The sequence below is a fragment of the Coleofasciculus sp. FACHB-542 genome (assembly GCF_014695825.1).
GTDB lineage: Bacteria > Cyanobacteriota > Cyanobacteriia > Cyanobacteriales > FACHB-T130 > FACHB-T130.
In genome coordinates this window covers 76,499-96,718 of sequence record NZ_JACJPB010000052.1, presented here as the reverse complement: position 1 = coordinate 96,718, position 20,220 = coordinate 76,499, and the positions used below count along the sequence as shown (strand labels likewise).

Genomic DNA, 20,220 nt, shown 5'->3' with positions numbered 1-20,220 from the left:
TGAACCCTTGCAGTAATTGGAGCTTTCCCTAATTAAGGGATGAATGCATCGGGGGTAGTAAATAGACTCTCCCAACCTCACAACCCAACCGCGCAAAATTGTTACAGTATGGTGCAATCTTGTGCAACAGCCTAATTGGAGCCGATTTTTGTGTTTAACACTGGCATCATCAGTATTTTGCAATATAGAGGCGCTAGACCTTGACATCTGGCTATGATACGGATCGAGGAGCCACTAGGGTAGATGTGCGAACCAGCGAACTGACAAGTCAGCGCAACGCGATCGCGCTGGCGCGGGAGATTCGTTTTTCATTTTTTACATTAAGAATCGGTGTTGGCATTAGTGCGAAGCGCTCCAAATGCCGAACCCGCCAGGAGAACAGAATATGTTAAAAAAAATCAACCCTCGATTACGGCGCTACGGTGTTGCTGTACTCGCCGTTGCTAGCGCTGGGGTACTGACGCTGTGGTTATTGCCGCACATTCAGCCGCACATTTCCCCACTTTTTTTTGCTGCCGTGATGTTGAGTTCCTGGTACGGCGGCTCGAAACCGGGACTGTTAGCTACTGTTTTGTCTACTTTAACGATTTCTTATTTTTTTATCCCGCCGTTCCATTCAGTTTTGTTTGGTGGAGGGGACATCCTGCGAGTGGCGGTGTTTGGGTTGGTGGCATTATTTATTAGTTGGCTCAGCGCGGAATTAAAAGCTGCCAAGCATCGATCCGAGAAGAACATATTAAAAGTACGAGCCAGCGAGGAGCGGTATCGTAGCATCGTCGAGACGGCTAACGAGGGCATCTGGTTATTGGATGCCCAAATGCGAATAGAGTACGTCAATCAACGGTTAGCCGAGATGTTCGGTTACGGTGTAGAAGAGATGCTCGGTCGTCCAATTTTTGACTTCATGGATGAAGAGGCTCGTATTCAGTTAGAGCAATCTTTGGAGCGTGGGAAGCAGGGTATCAACGAGCAGTTTGACTTCCGTTACCGCCGCAAAGACGGTTCGACGCTTTGGGCAATTGTCTCCACAAATCTTATTTTTCATGAAGGCGGTGTCAGCGACGCGAAAGGTGAAGCGATGCCGAAAGCGATCGCGATGTTAACTGATGTCACCGAGCGCAAAGCCGCTGAGGAAGAATTAAAACGATATCAACTTCTTTCTCAACACAGTCGTGACATTGTTTTATATATTCAGCTTGATGGTCAAATTATTGAAGCAAACCAAGCTGCTGTTAAAGCTTATGGTTACTCTAAATCAGAGTTGATTTCCCTGAAGATTAACGATTTACGAGCGCCACAAACTCGGAATTTAATCGCTCAGCAAATTGAACAAGCAGACAAAGAAGGGATTTTGTTTGAAACCATTCACTACCGGAAAGACGGGAGTTCTTTTCCGGTAGAAGTGAGTGCCCAAAGCTTAGGAATTGGCAATAAAAAAATAGTTTTAAGTATTATTCGAGACATTACTGAGCGCAAGCAAGCTGAAGCCTTGTTGCGGAACAGCGAAGAACGCTACCGCGCTTTTATTGAGCGAAGTTCAGAAGGAATTTGGCGATTTGAACTTGAGCAACCGATTCCCATAGAAGTGACAGAAGATGAGCAGATTCAGCGTTTTTACCAACATGGATACTTAGCTGAATGCAATCGGGTCATGGCTCAAATGTATGGGTTTAGTAGTGTAGAAGAAATTATTGGGGTAAGATTAGAAGATTTTTTAATTCCCTCCGAGCCACATAATATTGAATATTTGCGGGCGTTTATTCAGTCTGGCTACCGACTCAGCGATGCAGAATCCTATGAGGTGGATAAAGAAGGAAATCCCAAATATTTTTTAAATAACCTCGTAGGAATTGTGGAAAATGGTTTTTTAGTACGAGCGTGGGGAACTCAACAGGACATTAGCGAAAGCCTGCGGCACGCTACGCTACGCAAACAAGCGGAAGAAAACTCTCGGCATCTCGCAAACGAGCTTCAAGAACAAGCCAGTACGCTGGATGCAATTCTTTCGGCATCTGTCGATCACATTTACATCTTCGATCGTGAAGGTCGCTACCAATATGTAAGCGCTGGCGGTGCCCAAGTGGTAGGGTTCCAGCCAAGCGAGCTGGTAGGCAAAACTTGGCGAGATATCGGCTTGCCAGAAGAAATTATGAGCCGATTTGATGCTCACAGAGAAGAAGTCATCTCTACCGGAGAACCGATCAGACATGAGAACGAGTTCTTAGGTGCTAGCGGCTTGCAACACTACGAATATATCGTCGCCCCCCTGCACAATCAGGATAAAAGCATCAAGGGGATCGTGGTCATTTCCCGCGACATCACCCAGCGCAAGCAAGCTGAAGAGGCTCTGCGAGAAAGTGAAGTACGGGCGAGACGCTTGATTGAGTCAAATATTATCGGGGTTATCATTGCGGACTTTTCTGGCAATATCCTGGAAGCAAACGATGTCTTTTGTAACATCGTCGGTTATACACAGGAGGAAGTGCTATCCGGAAAAGCGAACTGGGCGGAAATGACGCCGCCAGAATATCGGCATTTAGATTTGCAGGCGATGGAGACGATGCAGCAGACAGGCACCCATACGCCTTTCGAGAAAGAATACATCCGCAAAGACGGCACCAGGGTTCCCGTCCTAGTGGGGACAGGCTATCTGGGCGGAGCGAACAAAATCGGAGTGGGTTTTGCGATTGACTTAAGCGAAAGCCTGCGGCACGCTACGCTACGCAAACGCGCTGAGCAGGAATTGCGAGTATCAGAAGCTCGCTTCCGAGCTTTGGTGGATCAGTCCCCGTTGAGTACGCAAATTATGGCTCTCGACGGTCGGATTCTTCAGGTAAACCAGGCTTGGGAGAAACTTTGGGGAATCACGCTTGACCAACTTTCGGAATACAACCTGTTGCAGGATGAGCAATTAGTTGCTAAAGGCATCATGCCGTACATTCAAAAGGCATTTGCTGGCGAGGCGACAGCCATGCCACCCATCGTCTACTATGTTTCGGAGCTAGGAGATTTCCACGAGCAAGAACGCTGGACGCAGGCTTTCATCTATCCCGTCAAAGATGAAACCGGAAATATTCGCGAAGTGGTTTTGGTACACGAAGATATTACAGAGCGCGTCCGAGCCGAGGAAGCACTTCGAGAAAGCGAAGAACGATTCCGAAAATTTTTTGAAGAGGCACCCATTGGCATCTCCGTGGTTGACTTAAACGGTCGTTTGGTCAAAATGAATAAAACCTACTGTGAGATGTTGGGATACCCAGAGCAAGAACTCAGTCAATTGACCTTTACAGAGATTACCCACCCCGAAGATGTTGAAAAAGATTGGCGCTATACAGAGCAATTATTCACAGGTGAACTAACTCGCTATCAAGTAGAAAAACGTTATATCAAGAAAAATGGGGAAATTTTATGGATTAATCTTACAGCTACGGCAATTTACGATCGAGAAGGGAACCCCTGCTATGGATTGGGCATGGTTGAAGACATCAGCGAACGGAAGCGAGCTGAGGAAGCGCTGCAAGCAACGAACCAAACTCTTGACAGCCTGATTCAAGCTTGTCCCCTGGGGATTACAGTTCTCAGTATTGATGATGGAACGGTAAAACTGTGGAATCCAGCAGATGAGCGGATCTTCGGCTGGAGCGAACAAGAGGTAGTCGGCTGTTTTCTTCCTAGCATCCTAGAAGATAAACGAGACGAGTTTATAGCACAACTTGATGCTATCGAGCAAGGCGGAACATTAACGGCTATAGAAACACGTCGCCGAAAGAAGGACGGTTCACTGGTTGATATCAGTGTCTGGGCGTGTCCGGTGCGTGACGCTCAGGGAAATCTTAGCTGTATGTCCATTGTTGCCGATATTAGCGAGCGCAAGCAGTTAGAGCAAGAACGCAATCAACTTTTGCTCAACGAACAACAACGGGCGACCCAACTTCGAGGCTTGGCGGATGCTGCTTTAGCCATCAACTCTACACTCTCGATTGATGAGCGGTTGCAAGCGATCGCTGACCAAGCGCGTACCATCATCGGTGCCCACCAGTCACACGCCAAACTAAGTTTTAATCAAGACTGGGCGCAGTCTCTCAACGCCATCTCTGTGTCAGACAAATATGCAGCCAGGCGCGAATCCCCTGAAGAACTTGATGTGACGACGAGCATCTACTCGCTTGTCTGGCAGAGGAACCGCCCGATGCGGATGACGCAAGCTGAGCTGGAGGCACATCCGGCTTGGAAAGAATTTGACAAAACTGTTGATAATCTACCAATGCGAGGCTGGCTAGCTGCACCCCTGACGGGACACAACGGGAAAAATATCGGTTTGATTCAACTGTCGGATAAATACGAGGGTGAGTTCACCGAACAAGATGAAGCCATCTTCGTCCAACTGGCACAGATGGCTTCCGTCGCGGTTGAGAATGCACGCCTTTACCGGGAAGCCCAAGAAGCAAACCGCACCAAAGATGAGTTTTTAGCGACCCTTTCCCACGAACTGCGAACGCCTCTCAACGCCATGCTGGGATGGACTCAACTCCTGCGTACCCGGAAATTTGACCCAGCCACTGCCACCCGCGCCCTGGAAACCATCGACCGCAATACCAGGTCACTGTCTCAATTGATTGAGGATGTCCTAGATGTCTCGCGGATTATTACCGGCAAGTTGCGCCTAAATGTGCGTCCCATCGAACTTGTACCCGTGATTGAGGCGGCTATCGATACGGTGCTACCCGCAGCAGAAGCGAAAAACATTCAAATTGACTCTAGATGCGATCGCTCAGTCGGACTCATTTTGGGCGATTCCGCTCGTTTGCAGCAAGTCGTCTGGAATCTGCTTTCTAACGCCGTCAAGTTCACCCCCAAGGGAGGGCGGATCGAGGTACAACTTTCTGTAGGCAGGGGGAATGGGAACGAACCATTCCCGATTCCCAACTATGCCGAAATCAGAGTAACTGACACGGGACAAGGGATTAGTGCCGACTTTCTCCCTTATGTATTTGAACGCTTCCGTCAAGCCGATGGTACAACGACGCGATCGCATGGCGGACTCGGACTCGGACTTGCGATCGTGCGCCACCTCGTAGAATTGCAAGGGGGAACCGTCCGCGCCCAAAGCCCCGGAATTGGCTTAGGCGCAACCTTTATTGTGAATTTACCGCTCCGGAGGGAGGAAGCAGAAAACCGGAAAGATGAATTAGATTCTCACCTTCCTCCTTCCTCCGCCGACTTCGCTTCCTGTGCCGTAACGCTGGATGGCTTGCGAGTGCTAATTGTGGATGATGAACCCGACGCCCGCGAAGTGCTAACTGCCATCTTGGAGCAATACCACGCCCAAGTCACCGCTGTGACGAGTGCCCGCGAAGCACTGGAAGCCCTCCACCGCTTGCAGCCGGATATCTTGGTAAGCGATATTGGGATGCCAGGAGAAGATGGCTACGACCTGATTCGTCAAGTCAGGGCGCTGGATACACAAGGTAGAAAAATTCCGGCTGTAGCGCTGACAGCCTACGCCAGAGCTGAAGACCGTACAAAGGCGCTGCAAGCAGGTTTCCAGGTACACATTTCTAAGCCAGTCAACCCCGTGGAGTTAGCGACAGCGATCGCTAACCTCACCGGACGCACCCAATCTTGAATGGTGGTAAGGAAAAGGGATTGGTTCAAGAAAAAAAACAATCATCGCTAGTGGTAAGTGATATCTTTAGTGGCAAAAGCGATCGCTCTGTTGCGCCACAATAATGCCTATTTCTCTAAGGTCTAAGCGTTTTTCCCTGGCACTGGTGACAGTTCTTGTCTCTGTCTCCGTGTCTTGGTGCGACAAAGCACCCGCAGCATTTATACAGCCTCTGCGAAGCAAACGGGGGATGGTTGTCTCCGCTCACCGACTGGCAAGTGATGCCGGGTTGAGTATGTTACGTAAGGGAGGCAATGCAGTCGATGCAGCCGTGGCAACTGCTTTTGCCATTTCCGTTGTCGAGCCTTTTTCGGCTGGGATCGGCGGCGGGGGTTTTGCCCTGGTACGCTTGGAGAAAACTGGAGAAATCAAAGCGCTTGACTTCCGCGAACGCGCCCCCCTGAAGGCAACGCGGGATATGTATCTGGATGCAGCAGGGAAAGTGCGTCCCAATGCCAGTGTCAATGGATATTTGTCAGTCGCAGTGCCCGGAACGGTAGCGGGACTGTACGAACTCCATCGCGAGTATGGCAAACTTCCCTGGAAAGAAACGATCGCACCGGCGATTCGTTTTGCCAACGAAGGCTCTACGATTAACCCTACCTCGCGTTTTGCCCAAGTTGCGGGAAACCGTAAGGATGCCATTCTCAATAATCCCGCAGCCCGACAAATTTTTGCGCCGAACGGCACTTTGTTTGCACCGGGAGAGAAGCTGGTACAAAAAGATTTGGCCAAAACCTTACAAGCGATCGCCCTCAATCCTCAAGACTTCTATACTGGCGACATTGCCCGCGCGATCGCGAGCGATATGGCAAAAAATGGGGGTTTGATTTCCCTTGATGACCTAAAATCTTATAAAACGGCTTGGCGTGCCCCCGTCTGCGGCAATTTCCGCGCTGCTCGGATTTGCTCGATGCCGCCGCCTTCGTCAGGAGGCGTTCACCTGCTGCAAATCTTAAATATTATTGGGGAAACTGACTTAAAATCCAAAGGATGGCACCACCCAGACTCCCTGCATTTGATGGTGGAAGCAATGCGGATCGCTTATGCGGATCGGGCTGTACATTTGGGCGATCCGGATTTTGTGAAAGTTCCGGTTAATGCCTTGATTAATCCGGCATACGCCGCCAAAAGACGCCAGGAAATTAGTCTAGAACGGGCACGAGCTTCCACTGAGGTAAAGGCAGCGAATCAGGAGACGCTACAAGGCTTTGGCAAGTCCAAGGAATCGCAAGATACGTCTCATTTAACGGTAGTCGATGAGGAGCGCAATACTGTCAGCCTCACGTTTACGATTAACTACGGGTTTGGATCGGGTGTGGTGGTGCCGGGAACGGGAATTCTGCTAAATGACGAGATGGACGATTTTGCCGCCGCGCCGGGAGTCCCCAATGTTTTTGGATTAGTGGGCGGTGAAGCGAATGCGATCGCTCCCGGCAAAATTCCCCTCTCCAGTATGACCCCAACGATCGTCACCGAAAATGGCAAGCTGCGGATGGCTGTCGGTGCGCCTGGGGGTAGCACGATCATTACTACCGTGATGCAAGTTGTCCTCAACGTCCTGGAATACGGCAGGGATGCTGGTGCCGCCGTTTCCGCCCCCCGTATCCATCATCAATGGCTTCCGGACAAGCTCAACGTGGAACCTTACGGCTTAGACGCCGCCACGCTTGCAGAACTGAGCCGTCGAGGGCACAAAATCGAAGAGCGATCGCCTTGGGGAAATGCGAACGCGATCGTCGTTACTCCTGATGGCTTATTAGAAGGGGCTGCCGATCCTCGCGGCGAAGGTGCCCCAAGCGGTTATTAGAGAGGACTGAGGGAAGAGGACTGAGGGCTGAGGACTGAGGACTGAGGACTGAGGGCTGAGAGAAAAAGAGTGAGGGCTGAGGAGTCAGGGAAGAGGGCTCAGGGAAGAGGATTGATTTCAACCGCCCTCAGCTAGATGTGAGAAGCTTTCCTTAAAGAGCGGGAGTGTCAATTGTTATTGCCCAAAAATTGCACTAAAGGTTGAAAAGTTGGGACGAGTTCGGGACGACTCACGACTAAAGTGGGGAAAGAAATACTGCCATAATTCACTCCTTTTTGCAAAGGAAACACAGGTTTTGAATTCAGCGGTATCCAAACCCCACCCGCCGCCTGCAAAATTGCCCAAACTGCTGCAATATCCCAAACTTTGGGGGTAGATTCAACCCCGCCCAAACTGGTACCAGAAGCAACTGCCAGGAAATTGTAGGTAGTGACGCCCAGCATCCGGATTTTGCAGGGGAAAGGTTTCTGCAAGATAGAGGTACTTCTGGCACACACGCAGAAGAAGTGACTATTACTCGGAGCATCTGGACTAGTGTGAATCGGGCGATTATTTAAAAAAGCACCATTGTCACCGCCTTCACCGTGCCAAAAGCCGTGAAAAGATTGCCTGGTGGGGGGGAAATACACGTACCCGAATACCGGAGTGCCCTGATACAGCAACCCCATTGAAATTCCCCAGATTGGAATTCCCCGCGTGAAATTGGTGGTGCCATCAACCGGATCGATGACCCAGCACCATTCGGAACCGAAAAAGGTATGTTCTGCCTCTTCGCTTAAAACATCGTGGCTGGGGAATGTGCGCGCGATCGCTTCTCGAATTTCTCGATCCGCCCACTTATCTGCCTGCGTTACCAAACTCCCATCTGCTTTATGTTCTGCCTGGATCTGTCCAAAATCTTGCAGCAGTTGCTTGCCGAGTCTAACAGTCGTCTCTTGTGCAAAGCTGAGAACCTTCTCCCAAAAATCTGTCATCTGCGTTCGTGGTTCGAGGTTGATGGCTAATGGCAATACAATTCACCATTAGCGATGATCTATTCGCAATTCGTTAGTCTAATTCACCTTCCAGGACAGTTGCGATCGCATTTTTGGCATCTGTGCGAAATTCTGACACATTTACCCGACTGAGGAACCAAACCGCTAGCACCATCCCCACGGCTTGCAGCGCAAATACCAATCCATAAGAGAGTACCGGGTTTGCAAATAGCTGTTTCCCCACATCCAAAACAGCACCTCCCGTCACGGTTGCCAGTGCCCGTGCCATTGCCTGCGCCAATCCCCAAGCACCGATAAACGTACCGGCTGTTTCCGCTGCTGTCAGATCCAGCATTAAGCTAATCGCGCCGGTGGTTGTGACACCAGAGCCAAGCCCAAACAAGAATAACGCACCCTGCAATAACTTTTGATTTTGGCTAAATCCTGACAGGATAATCAACACAAAACAAGCGGCTACTAACAAACAGCCTAGCTTAGCGGTTTTTTGCTTACCTAGGCGCGGCACAATCAAAAAACCAGTGCTGCTAATTCCAATCAGGGTTCCCAGTCCCCAGTAAGCATTCAGCTTGGTTGTTTCCGAAACTGGCATTCGGAAAACCTCGCCCCCATAAGGTTCTAAGACTGCTTCCTGCATAAACAAACTAATCGTCATCACCAGCAAAAACGTAAAAAAGATTCCCGTTTGCCGGTTAGCGGTTAACACTCGCAATGCCTTACCCAAGGTAATGCTATCTTCTCGCTCTACTAAAGTGGAACGAGAGGTATAGCGGGAATATTTTTTCTCGACGCCCACCGTCGCCAGCAATGCCAGACCCACCACGGTCGCCGGTACAATCATAAACAAGCGGTCGATCGAGGCTTGCAATGCTGATAGGGGTGCGTCTGTGCCGACTTGCTTGAGCAAACTGCTGCCGAGAATTGCCCCGATAACAATTCCCACCATCAACATAGACCAGACAATCCCGACGAGTTTAGAACGATTATCTTCATCGGAAACATCCACCAACATCGCGGCAAAGGGAGTCGAACTCATACTCAGCGCCACGCCATAAAACACGAACACAAGTGCCAGCAAACCAGTCCAGCCGTAGGTTTGGGTTGTCCACGACCAACCCCCAGCAGCTTGCACCACATTGCCCAGACGCCACATAACTTGTACGGCGAGGAAGGATGCGATCGCAAACAGTGTTGCACCTATCCACACATAACCCGTGCGGTGATACCCCAATATCGGCTTTGCATCCGACATTTGCCCAAACCACACTCGCACTGGGGCAACAAACTGGTGCATCGCCAAGGCACCCGCTGCAATTGTGGCAGGAATTGCTAACTCCCCAATCATGACTCTGTTGAGGATGCCCAGCGCCAAAACGGACATCATCCCCAATCCCATCTGAAATAAGCCGAGTCGGAACATGGTGAATAAATTCACCTTGGGAGGAAATGACTCGCGGGGTTTCGAGTCTTCTGGTTGCAAATTTGATATATCACCTGTTGCCATCTTTTTTTAAAAGCAAATGAAAGCATCTTTTGCTGTTTTCATTTCACCATACTCATCTGCGACTGTCTGCGACGTTAAACTGAAAAATATAAAGTTTTGTAAAGAGTAGAAATTTTGAGCCTACAAACGATTACTTTAGGACGCGATGGTCCCACAGTCACCCAACTCGGTATCGGCACTTGGGCTTGGGGGGACAAGCTGTTTTGGAATTATGGCAGCGATTACGGGGAAGCCCAACTACGAGAAGCCTTTGAAGCCACGCTAAATTCCGGCATTACCTTTTTTGATACTGCTGAGATTTATGGGTTCGGAGAGTCAGAGTCACTTTTGGGAAAGTTCATGCAAGAAACTGGATGTCCTGCCCAAATTGCTACTAAATACGGCCCTGCCCCTTGGCGATTCACGGCTCAATCGGTCTCAGATGCTTTAACAGAAAGTTTAAAACGTCTGCGGGTTGAGCAAGTCGCCCTCTATCAGGTGCATTGGCCTTTTACCTTTTTGATGAGTCAAGAGACGCTGATGAATGCTCTAGCCGATGAGGTGAAGCGAGGCAGAATTGCGACAGTCGGCGTCAGCAATTATTCAGCCGAACAAATGAAAGAAGCCCACCAACTGCTGGCAGCCAGGGGTGTGCCTTTAGCGGTGAACCAAGTACGCTATTCTCTGCTAACTCGACAAATCGAAACCAACGGCATTCTAGACACAGCGCGTCAACTGGGGGTGACAATCCTGGCTTACAGCCCTCTTGCACAAGGGTTACTCACTGGTAAGTACACCGTTGAGAAGTACCAGGAACCGACGGGTGCCCGCAGATTTGACTCTCGCTTCAGCCGCAGCGGCTTAGAGAAAATCTCCCCAGTGACATCCTTGCTGAGTCAGTTAGGGGAAAAGTATCAAAAAACCCCCGCTCAGGTTGCCCTCAATTGGTTAATCGCTCAGAACGATGTGATTGCGATTCCAGGCGCAAAGACAGCCGAACAGGCGCGGCAGAATGCCGGGGCGCTCGGTTGGGAATTGAGCAGCGAGGAAGTTGCCCAATTGGAACAGGTGAGTCGTCCTTGGCGAAATTAAACCGATTTTAAATTTGGTTCGCAATCGAGGCACCGCCTCGATTGTGTCCATTATTGAAGGAACGACGCGAGCCGTATTCGACCCGTAGGCGCAGCCTGCATCCGCCAGAGCGACAAAGGTAGCAGTACCGACCTAACTTCTACAGAACACAGCATTTTTTTAGCCAATTAGAAAAGCGACACATAAAATTTAACTTAGTTACCACTTCAGGCTAAAATTACTGGATGGTGTGAGTACACAGAAATATCTGTTTAGCTGATGTCCACTCGTTCATCTACACTGACCCGTCCGCAAGACTCTGTTGGCAATTCCGAGCCGCTGAGCAATCTTTTGACAGCCCCAACTGGTGAAAAGCATCTGAAGCCTGTGACCAAAGCTGTCTATCAAGCCGACCAGCAAGTTAAGTTCCTGCATTTGCAGGCGGAAGTTGAAATTCTCTTGCAACAGCTGCAAACAATCAAACAGCAGCGGTTAGCATCGGATCGCGAGATGGCGGCGACACCCAGCACCGCTAACCCGTAAGGTTCGTAGGAAGAGGCTTTTATCCCTAGAAATGCTGTTTGTAACTCTATCGGCAACTCTTCGGTGCTAGCTTCGTTTGCCCGAAGTTATAAATCATTCGCCGATCAAAAATACTGCCTGCCACAAATCTGTATCGGGCAGTATTTTTGTGCGCGTATAAACGCACTGCACTCAACGAAAACCACGAGAACTTTAATCTCTGCATGACATCGACCATCCCAGCAACGATCCCGAACTCGGATGCAACCACTGACAGCCTGCACCTAAGAGACATTTTGAGAAGTCTACCGCGTGAGGTTTTTACCAAGAATCGCCGCAAAGCTTGGCTCACAGCGCTGATTAACGTTTTAATGGTTGGCTTGGGCTACTGGGGTTTAGCGATCGCTCCCTGGTTTCTTTTACCTCCCCTCTGGATTTTTATCGGCACAGGGTTGACTGGTTTTTTTGTGATTGGTCATGACTGCGGACACCGCTCCTTTGCCAATCGGCGCTGGGTGAACGATCTCGTGGGGCATTTATTCATGCTGCCGCTAATTTATCCTTTCCACAGTTGGCGGATTCTGCACAATTACCATCATGCCCACACCAATAAGCTTAATGAAGACAATGCTTGGGAACCCTTTCAACCAGAGTTTTATAACAGTTTAGGAAGCTTGGGACAGTGGGGCTATCGCTTACTGCGGGGTCGATTTTGGTGGGTGGCTTCGATTGTCCACTGGGGCGTTATGCATTTTAATTGGTGGCAATTTAAAGGCAAAGACCGCCAGAAGGTGAAATTATCGGCGATAGTCGTGTTGGGATTTGCCAGCGTAGCTTTCCCCTTATTAATTGCCACAATCGGCATCTGGGGGTTTGTCAAATTTTGGCTTCTACCCTGGCTGGTGTACCACTTCTGGATGAGTACCTTTACCTTGGTTCACCACACAGCGCCGGAAATTCCCTTCACCCCCGCCAACGAGTGGAATCAAGCTCAAGCGCAACTCTTTGGAACCGTCCATTGCGATTATCCGCGCTGGGTGGAATTTCTCTGCCACGACATCAACGTTCATATTCCCCACCATATTTCTACCGCAATTCCCTCCTATAACTTGCGACTAGCTCATCGCAGTATCCAAGAAAAGTGGGGAGACTCAATTCGTGAATGTCGCTTCTCTTGGTCTTTGATGAAGCAGATTACAGATGAATGTCACCTGTACAATCCCGAAGACTCTTACTACCAGTCTTTTGAGGACTACCACTTTGGGCGATAGGCTAGCAGCTCCAAAATAATCAGGTATACACTCTTTCAAGCACCCTTGACTTTTTAGGAATGGGGTGTTTTTTTTGGCAAAAGGGTATTTTTAGGTGACGGATCAACTGCACGCCGGTCGAGATGTACCCACCACTCCGGAATTTCATCTGCACGAAAAATTTCACGAGTTTGGTTAGGCGGCGTGCCTGGAAAACCCAAATTTGCAGTAACAGATAATTTGGACAACTTGAGCAATAAACTTTTCCTAGTTTGGTTCTCCACCTAGCGTTTATAGCTTGGGGCAAGGGTGCTTAGATAGAAAGTAATCCCTATTCCCACAGGAATAATCTCGATTAATAGCAAGATAAAGGCAGAACTAGCTAAACACAAAAATGGTATCTTTTGCGCTGGGGATGAAACATCTTCATCAGTTTGCCTTTGCTGCGGGTGAGTGAGGCTACCGTTACCAACCACTGCTCAACCAACTCCAAGAATTAGAAATTAATCGCTATTGCTCAGTTGCTGCCATGTCGCTTGATAGTCTTACTCCTATTACTTCGTAGACTTTTACCGTCCTTCTTACCACATCCTGGTCATCAAATTCACGTAACACCTTCTCTCTCCCGGCGTCCCCCATTGCTTTGCACAGATCTGGATCTTTCAGGAGTACCTCAATGGCATTAGCCAGCAGCCGAGCATTTTTAACTGGAACCAGAAAGCCATTTTCGCCAGGAATAACCACCTCTCGACAGCCAGGGACATCCGTTGCTACCAGTGGTTTCCCCATCGCAGCTGCTTCTAGTAAAATCCGAGGCACACCTTCCCGGTAGGAAGGAAGCACAACAACGGTTGATAAGGCGATCGGGTTTTCCATCTTCTCTACATACCCTAGAAGGTCAACCGCTCCTTCCCTGCGCCACTGCTCCAAGGTCGTCTCAGAAATTGAAGATGGATTTCCGGTGTCTGGGACACCTGCTATTTGAAAGGTCGCGCAGACTCCTTTTGTTTTGAGGATGCGGGCAGCTTCAACGTATTCAATCAGACCCTTATCAACTAGCAGCCTAGCGGCGAACAACACAACCGGAGCAGGTGGAGCATCAGGGTGACTAGGACGTGGTGAAAAGCGCTTCAAGTCAACACCAGAGCTTCTGATTAGTACCGTCCGGTCCGGAACGATCAACTTTCGGTCTGCAAAAGCTTGCAGATCATCCATATTCTGGAACACAACCCTCACTCTACGAGCAGTCAATATCTGCCGATACAGAAACCGGATAATCGGTTGTAAAATACGAGCCTTCCACTCGGTGCTAATAAAGATGTAGCCCAAGCCGGTTACAGCATTCACAACTGCTCTGGTTCTACTTAGCTTTGCACCAATCGTTCCGTACAGAACGCACTTAATTGTAAAGTGATGGACAGCGGAGGGCTTCTCACGAAGGTAAATGTATGTTAAGTGAGCAATGGTTAAGAGTTCTACTAGAGGGTTGATACTCCGCCGACTCAGCCGCAGTTGAATCCAACGAAACCCTTCTGCTTCCAGCCTTTCGACGTAGGCATCCCAAGGGGAAACTAAAACGACTTCGATTCCCTGAAGACGCAAAAATCTAGCTAGAGGCAGACGGAAGTTATAAAGATACCAGCCCGTATTAGCAACTAGCAAAATTTTCAGGCGATTTTTGTTTTCCACACAACTTAATCTCACCCTAGTTTTATCAATTAGTTTATATGCAGGTATGGAAATATATAAACTTGATAGTGAAACCAATACTAATAAGGTTGTCTATAAAGTCAATTCGCCCAGCTTAGATGTGTTCTTGGTAGGGGCTCTCTTCAGAGCTAACAATCTTAGGGAAAAACAGGGTTCTATCGATTCATTCCTAGTTGAATGCTTCGCCACTACAAGATAATTAGCGCCTTACAGATATACTCTAAAGACTCCAATAATGGATAGTGGATGGTAATGTAGCAGGGTCAAGAACCGATTTGACATCCATTAATACTCCACCTGAGCGCAGACAAGTGAGTAGTTGAGCGCTGGGCATGTCTAGGTAGACTTGATGACTGACTGCAAGGATCAGCCCCTCCAGATCGGATAAGACTTGCCAAGGGACAAGGTCAATGTTGTAGTAGCGCTGGGCTTCATCGGGATCGACCAAGGGGTCATGTACGAGTGGCTCTACACCAAATTGTTGCAGCTCTGCGACAATATCTGGCACTCGGCTATTGCGAAGGTCTGGCACATTTTCCTTAAACGTTAGCCCTAGAATCCCAATTCGCGACCCTTTGATGGGCAGATTAGCCTGAACTAAAAGCTTGACTAGGCGCTGTCCTAGGTATGTACCCATGCTGTCGTTGATACGGCGACCGGCTAGGATGACTTGAGGATGATACCCCAGCTCTTCTGCTTTAGTCGTCAGGTAATAAGGATCGACCCCAATGCAATGACCCCCGACGAGTCCAGGTGTGAAGGGCAAAAAATTCCATTTGGTTTTGGCTGTTGCCAAAACATCCCAGGTACGGATGCCTAAGCGATCGCAAATTAAGGCTAACTCGTTCATCAAGGCAATGTTCAAGTCTCGTTGAGTGTTCTCGATGACTTTGGCTGCCTCGGCTATTTTGATGGAAGGGGCGCGGTAAACGCCTGCGTCAATGATGCTGCCGTAGACATTGGCAACCCGTTCCAGGGTTTCGGCATCCTCCCCAGCTACGACTTTGACCAGGTTTTCTAGGGTGTGAACGCGATCGCCCGGATTGATCCGCTCTGGTGAGTAACCTAGCTTAAAATCTATACCTTGCTGTAAGCCTGATACCTTTGCTAAGACCGGCCCACAAATATCTTCTGTTACTCCCGGATACACAGTGGATTCGTATACGATTACTGCTCCTGGTTGTAGCACTTTGCCAATTGTTTCAGAAGCTTGGATCAGGCAGGTTAAGTCCGGTCGGTGGTTGCGATCGATTGGCGTTGGTACGGCGACTACAAAAAAATTTGCTTCGGCGAGGTTGGCGATCGCAGTGGAGATCCGGAGATTGGAGGTTTTTAAGTCATCATTGCTGACTTGACGCGCAGGATCGATGCCCTGCATGAGGATCTTGACTTTCTCGACATTACTATCAAAGCCAATTGTGCCGGGGAACTTTTTGGCAAACGCCAAGGCAACAGGTAAACCAACATAACCAAGACCGATGACGGCAATGCGATTTGTTTGCCTAAACGCTTTGCGATCGCTCATGATACTTGCTTCTCTTTGATGTTTAGAACCGGATCGGTCTGCCTTTAGTCATCTAACCATGCCTGGAACATTAGAACAGCCCATAGATAATATTGCCAGCTTGCGATCCCCGATAGATGCTTCTTCTGTTTCTGACCAATGGGTTGAGGATTGAAACAACCCCAATGCTGCGATCGCTGTTCTCAAAGCAATGCTTCTCACCAGTGGCACACAGAACTCTGGCAACCAGCATTTAATCGAGATACCAAAGCCCATTTTGGTTTCCTCAATCAAGTTCCGAGGCATATACTTACATAAAACTTGCGGCAAAAGTTATGTACCCTAACTTTTTTAATTTTAATTGTCAGTGGCACGCACTTAGCAAATTCCATAACTACAAAGCTAACAATTTATATTAGCGACTCAGAAATTTTTTGGAAAATGTTTCATTCCTACACCATTTATCCCACCCTAGTATTACCAACTAATTTCTATTCCACGTTTTGAAATATTTTAATTTACTAGGCGTTCTAATACCAAACTACAGCACCTTTGATATACACCTTACTTGGCGTATTCAGCTTGATACCTATAGATTATAATCAATCATTTGTTGTAGCTTTCAAGCAATGCTCCTGCTTCATAAGAGGGTATACGCACTTTTTACCTCAGTAGTTTCAAAGGCAAGTTTAAGTAGTAGAGATTTACACGATGAAGCCTTAATTCTTTGTCGTGAGTCCTGTGGTACAATTCCACAACCGAATATCGCCATTATACCTTCTGGTATATGGTAGGCTGTGCCCGCCTCGACTTGATGCATTGTAATGCCTGCTGATTCCCAACTAAAATCAATACTTTCTGCATTTTTATTCTTATAAATAAATTTCTTTAATTTAATGTCTATAGCAGGAGGCGTTCTAATAGTAATACTAAGGCTACTAGTGATTTCTTCAATCTTGAATAGTGGCTTCCCACTCATAGAGTAACAGTTATTCAACTTTTGAATGAGATGGTATCTTACTTCTGGGTCGGGAATTTCTACAGCAATCTGCGGCACCATTGCCAGAAGTTGCTTGTAATCTGTTTTTTGTAAGCCAAATACACCCATAAATTTGGGGATATCTGAAATTGCCGATGAAAACCCTTGATATTCATCCCGATGAATTGCGGCTTGCCCCATACTGGTGGCAAAGACTAAAGTTATTTCTGGATTTACTTTGCACAATTGCATGGCATCAGCCAATATTTTGTCAAGTATTTCAAGAGCGAAAATCATGGTAGCCGCATGGATCTTGGGTTGAGTGAGGTAGCGATCGCCAAATTCTTCAGGAAAAATATGGTGCCAGTAGCGGTGCATTACACTAGCCACATGATTCGTAAAAAATGTAGAAAATGCGGGTGGGTTATGGGCGTTATAGAGAGATTTGAATATATCCCATAAAAGGATAGTCTGGAAAGTTGATCGACGTGCAACACGTGGTGGGTCAATCCATTCCATACAAAGCTGCTTGGCGATTTGTATGATGGTACTCCTGGAAATACCCAGTTTAGGTAGAGAAGCTAATAAACCTGATAAATCTTTAGAAATCAGTCTATCTTTTTTGACAACAAGACCGTTTTTGGCAACTTGCCCCAGGTTGAATTTTTGGAAAGACTCAATATATCTGGGAATACACCTTTCGTCGTGAGCAAAAGTATCGGGAATGTAGAATCCACCCTCACCTGGATCGCTAGGAGGCCAACTTTGTAAAGAGCCACAGATACCAATACTTAGACCAAGTTCGCGAAATTCCTCCCAGAGTGGCTTACCTTTGAAAGTACCGGGATTTTGCCCTAAATTTTTGATTCCATGCTCTTGATTACTCATACCCCGATAAAATGAAGGCCAAGTAACCCAAGGGGAAAGTTCACCGCTATCAACTGCTAACGTAGTGTAGGTTTTGGCGTTGTCAAAAAACTTTCTGATATGAGGGAAGCGTGGGTCTGTTTTGAATTTATCGATAAGCTGCCACGGAACTTCATTTATTTCCAATAACAGAATTTTGCGGAGTGGTCTAAGTAGATTAGACATTTATATCCTCCAATAGTTTATTTTTAGGGGCAGAGTAACTGGATCAATTACTGACTTAACATTTATCAAGTTTTGATAAGGAATTCACATAAAGAGTGTCAGGCATCTAACCAAGCTTGGAACATTAGGACATCCCAAAGATAGTATTGCCAGTTGCGATCGCCCGCAAGATGCTCCTTCCATTTCTGACGAATCGGTTGCGGATTGAAAAAACCCTCATCTCGCAGTCGCTGTTCAGAAAGTAGTTCCTCTGCCCAGTCTCGTAAAGAACCGCGCAACCAACGTTTAATTGGAACGCCGAAGCCCATTTTGGGACGCTCGATCAGGTTACTTGGCACATACTTACACAAAACTTGGCGCAACAGCCATTTACCTTGCTTATTCTGAATTTTCATAGACAGCGGCACGCGCCAAGCAAATTCGACCAGCCGATGGTCTAACAGCGGTACGCGGGCTTCTAAACCCACACCCATACTCGCTCTGTCTACCTTGGTAAGGATATCGTCCGGTAGATAGGTGACAGTGTCGAGGTACATCATTCGCTGAATAAAGGATGGTAGGCGCGTCCAGTGTTGACGGAGGGCAGAGTCCGAACCATAGGCATCGCTTAAGATTGTCGGTGGTTCGCAGCTACCTATGACTACAGCTTCGGGGTTTTTCCAGTGAGAAACTAGACCTTTGTACATGGCATCGGGATGAGACACTGCCAAAATCTCAGCCAGCTTATGCAGTTTGTCTCCTGGATGGCGTTGCTGGAGTCGAGCCGGTAGTAGGCTATCAAAATGTGTAAAGCCCCGATCCCAAGCTTGAGGGGATAAGCGGGTTAATGCACTCGCTGCAACCTGCCGCAAACTTGGTGGTATCCAGCCAATCTGCTGCCAAATTTTGGCACCCCAGAAGTAGCGGTTGTAGCCAGCAAATAGTTCATCGCCGCCATCTCCGGAAAGGGCAACGGTAACTTGCTGTCTGGCAAGTTGAGACACTAAGAAGGTAGGAATCTGGGATGAGTCGGAGAAGGGTTCATCGTACAGCATCGGTAGCTTGGGGATAACTGCTAGTGCTTCCTCTGGTGTCACATACAGTTCTGTATGGTCTGTACCTAGATGCTTGGCGACAGCCTTGGCATAAGCTGCTTCATTGAAAGCGTCTTCATCAAAACCGATGGTAAATGTTTTCACTTGTTGGCTGGAAACCTGCTGCATCAAGGCAACTACAGTCGAAGAATCGATGCCCCCTGACAGGAAAGCACCCAAGGGCACATCTGCCACCATTCGCAGATGTACTGCTTGCTGTAACAAAGCTTCCAACTGTTCTACTGCTTCCGACTTTGAACCTGTGAAAGGGTTAGCAATACCCGATTCAGCAACTTCCTTGGCAGACCAATAGGGTACGGTAGGAGAACGAGTCGCACCCCCATTCCAACTTAGAAGAGTGCCAGGGGGTAGCTTGTAAATACCTTTATAGACGGAATAGGGTGCTGGGATGTAGTTATGCCGCATAAACAAGGCTAAGGCATCCCGGTTAATTTCAGCCTCGAAATTAGGATAAGCCTTGATAGCTTTTAATTCAGATGCAAATAAAAAAGTTCCATTTATCCAGCCGTAATAGAGGGGTTTTTCGCCTAGTTTGTCTCGCCCTAAATGTAAAACTCGCTCTTGCCAATCCCACAACGCAAAGGCAAACATCCCGTTAAAACGTTTGACTGCTGGTTCCACGTCCCACTCGCTGAAAGCAGCCAGCATCACCTCTGTGTCGGAACGACCGCGAAACCGATGTCCTAGCCGTTCCAATTCTCGCCGCAATTCTAAAAAGTTATAAATCTCGCCATTGAATACAATTACATAGCGCCCATTTGCAGACACCATCGGCTGATGTCCTTCTGGGGAAAGGTCTACAATCGCCAGTCGCCGATGCCCAAAACCAATCCCAGATGCAGCATCCACCCATACTCCGCCGTCATCTGGCCCTCGATGGAGTAGGGTATTTGACATTTTCTGCGCGATCGCCTGCATCTGCAATGCGCTTTTTTGGCAGGATGTGTCCCAAAAACCTGTAATACCACACACAATTTTTATTTATCCATTTTTTTCAATTAAAAATGCCAGATATAGCTATGTCTTGGCTATTTACATGGCGAAACTC

At 48.1% G+C, this 20,220-nt stretch carries 13 protein-coding genes; 6 read left to right on the top strand and 7 right to left on the bottom strand.

The window, feature by feature from the left end:
- Positions 1-200 precede the first annotated feature (200 nt).
- The 3 genes from H6F52_RS21540 to ggt all read left to right on the top strand — a co-directional run bounded on the left by H6F52_RS21540 (position 201) and on the right by ggt (position 7,475).
- Positions 201-392 (top strand): hypothetical protein, encoded by a 192-nt coding sequence (locus H6F52_RS21540; protein ID WP_190430582.1) that lies wholly within the window; start codon positions 201-203, stop codon positions 390-392.
- The gene (locus H6F52_RS21535) at positions 386-5,626 is read left to right on the top strand and encodes a PAS domain S-box protein (RefSeq protein ID WP_190536707.1); all 5,241 of its coding nucleotides are present in this window, start codon (positions 386-388) and stop codon (positions 5,624-5,626) included. The genes H6F52_RS21540 and H6F52_RS21535 overlap by 7 nt, the downstream gene beginning before the upstream one ends.
- A gap of 103 nt (positions 5,627-5,729) precedes the next feature.
- Positions 5,730-7,475, top strand: coding sequence for a gamma-glutamyltransferase (ggt, locus tag H6F52_RS21530; protein WP_190536706.1), 1,746 nt, complete (start codon positions 5,730-5,732; stop codon positions 7,473-7,475).
- 167 nt (positions 7,476-7,642) lie between these two features.
- On the opposite strand, the gene H6F52_RS21525 is transcribed toward ggt, so the two are convergent.
- A complete protein-coding gene (locus H6F52_RS21525) occupies positions 7,643-8,449 on the bottom strand; it encodes an inositol monophosphatase family protein (protein ID WP_190536705.1) in 807 nt (268 codons plus the stop codon).
- Between the two features lie 73 nt (positions 8,450-8,522).
- On the bottom strand, positions 8,523-9,971 hold the full coding sequence (locus tag H6F52_RS21520) for a BCD family MFS transporter (RefSeq protein ID WP_190416081.1): 1,449 nt from the start codon (positions 9,969-9,971) through the stop codon (positions 8,523-8,525).
- Positions 9,972-10,085: 114 nt separating this feature from the next.
- Between H6F52_RS21520 and H6F52_RS21515 the strand changes: the two genes are divergently transcribed.
- The 3 genes from H6F52_RS21515 (at position 10,086) to H6F52_RS21505 (ending at position 12,814) form a co-directional block, all read left to right on the top strand.
- The gene (locus tag H6F52_RS21515; RefSeq protein ID WP_190416082.1) at positions 10,086-11,042 is read left to right on the top strand and encodes an aldo/keto reductase; all 957 of its coding nucleotides are present in this window, start codon (positions 10,086-10,088) and stop codon (positions 11,040-11,042) included.
- A 258-nt stretch (positions 11,043-11,300) separates the two neighbouring features.
- Positions 11,301-11,564, top strand: coding sequence for a hypothetical protein (locus H6F52_RS21510; RefSeq protein ID WP_190416083.1), 264 nt, complete (start codon positions 11,301-11,303; stop codon positions 11,562-11,564).
- A gap of 203 nt (positions 11,565-11,767) precedes the next feature.
- Complete coding sequence (locus H6F52_RS21505) at positions 11,768-12,814, top strand: fatty acid desaturase (RefSeq protein WP_190416084.1); 1,047 nt, start codon at positions 11,768-11,770, stop codon at positions 12,812-12,814.
- A gap of 489 nt (positions 12,815-13,303) precedes the next feature.
- On the opposite strand, the gene H6F52_RS21500 is transcribed toward H6F52_RS21505, so the two are convergent.
- The 5 genes from H6F52_RS21500 to asnB form a co-directional block, all read right to left on the bottom strand.
- Complete coding sequence (locus H6F52_RS21500) at positions 13,304-14,482, bottom strand: glycosyltransferase family 4 protein (protein WP_190416086.1); 1,179 nt, start codon at positions 14,480-14,482, stop codon at positions 13,304-13,306.
- Between the two features lie 241 nt (positions 14,483-14,723).
- A complete protein-coding gene (locus H6F52_RS21495; RefSeq protein ID WP_190536704.1) occupies positions 14,724-16,028 on the bottom strand; it encodes a nucleotide sugar dehydrogenase in 1,305 nt (434 codons plus the stop codon).
- 48 nt (positions 16,029-16,076) lie between these two features.
- A complete protein-coding gene (locus H6F52_RS21490) occupies positions 16,077-16,283 on the bottom strand; it encodes a hypothetical protein (RefSeq protein WP_190536703.1) in 207 nt (68 codons plus the stop codon).
- Between the two features lie 364 nt (positions 16,284-16,647).
- Positions 16,648-18,078: a hypothetical protein gene (locus tag H6F52_RS21485; RefSeq protein ID WP_190536702.1), complete on the bottom strand. Its 1,431-nt coding sequence runs from the start codon at positions 18,076-18,078 to the stop codon at positions 16,648-16,650.
- Positions 18,079-18,176: 98 nt separating this feature from the next.
- A complete protein-coding gene (gene asnB, locus H6F52_RS21480; protein WP_190416090.1) occupies positions 18,177-20,144 on the bottom strand; it encodes an asparagine synthase (glutamine-hydrolyzing) in 1,968 nt (655 codons plus the stop codon).
- Positions 20,145-20,220: the final 76 nt, after the last annotated feature.

Excerpts from the sequence above, each read along its gene's own strand:
- H6F52_RS21510 (WP_190416083.1), top strand. The coding sequence starts at position 11,301 with ATGTCCACTCGTTCATCTACACTGACCCGTCCGCAAGACTCTGTTGGC.
- H6F52_RS21535 (WP_190536707.1), top strand. The coding sequence starts at position 386 with ATGTTAAAAAAAATCAACCCTCGATTACGGCGCTACGGTGTTGCTGTA.
- H6F52_RS21485 (WP_190536702.1), bottom strand. The coding sequence starts at position 18,078 with ATGTCTAATCTACTTAGACCACTCCGCAAAATTCTGTTATTGGAAATA.
- H6F52_RS21520 (WP_190416081.1), bottom strand. The coding sequence starts at position 9,971 with ATGGCAACAGGTGATATATCAAATTTGCAACCAGAAGACTCGAAACCC.
- H6F52_RS21495 (WP_190536704.1), bottom strand. The coding sequence starts at position 16,028 with ATGAGCGATCGCAAAGCGTTTAGGCAAACAAATCGCATTGCCGTCATC.
- H6F52_RS21525 (WP_190536705.1), bottom strand. The coding sequence starts at position 8,449 with ATGACAGATTTTTGGGAGAAGGTTCTCAGCTTTGCACAAGAGACGACT.
- H6F52_RS21505 (WP_190416084.1), top strand. The coding sequence starts at position 11,768 with ATGACATCGACCATCCCAGCAACGATCCCGAACTCGGATGCAACCACT.
- H6F52_RS21490 (WP_190536703.1), bottom strand. The coding sequence starts at position 16,283 with ATGGGCTTTGGTATCTCGATTAAATGCTGGTTGCCAGAGTTCTGTGTG.
- ggt (WP_190536706.1), top strand. The coding sequence starts at position 5,730 with ATGCCTATTTCTCTAAGGTCTAAGCGTTTTTCCCTGGCACTGGTGACA.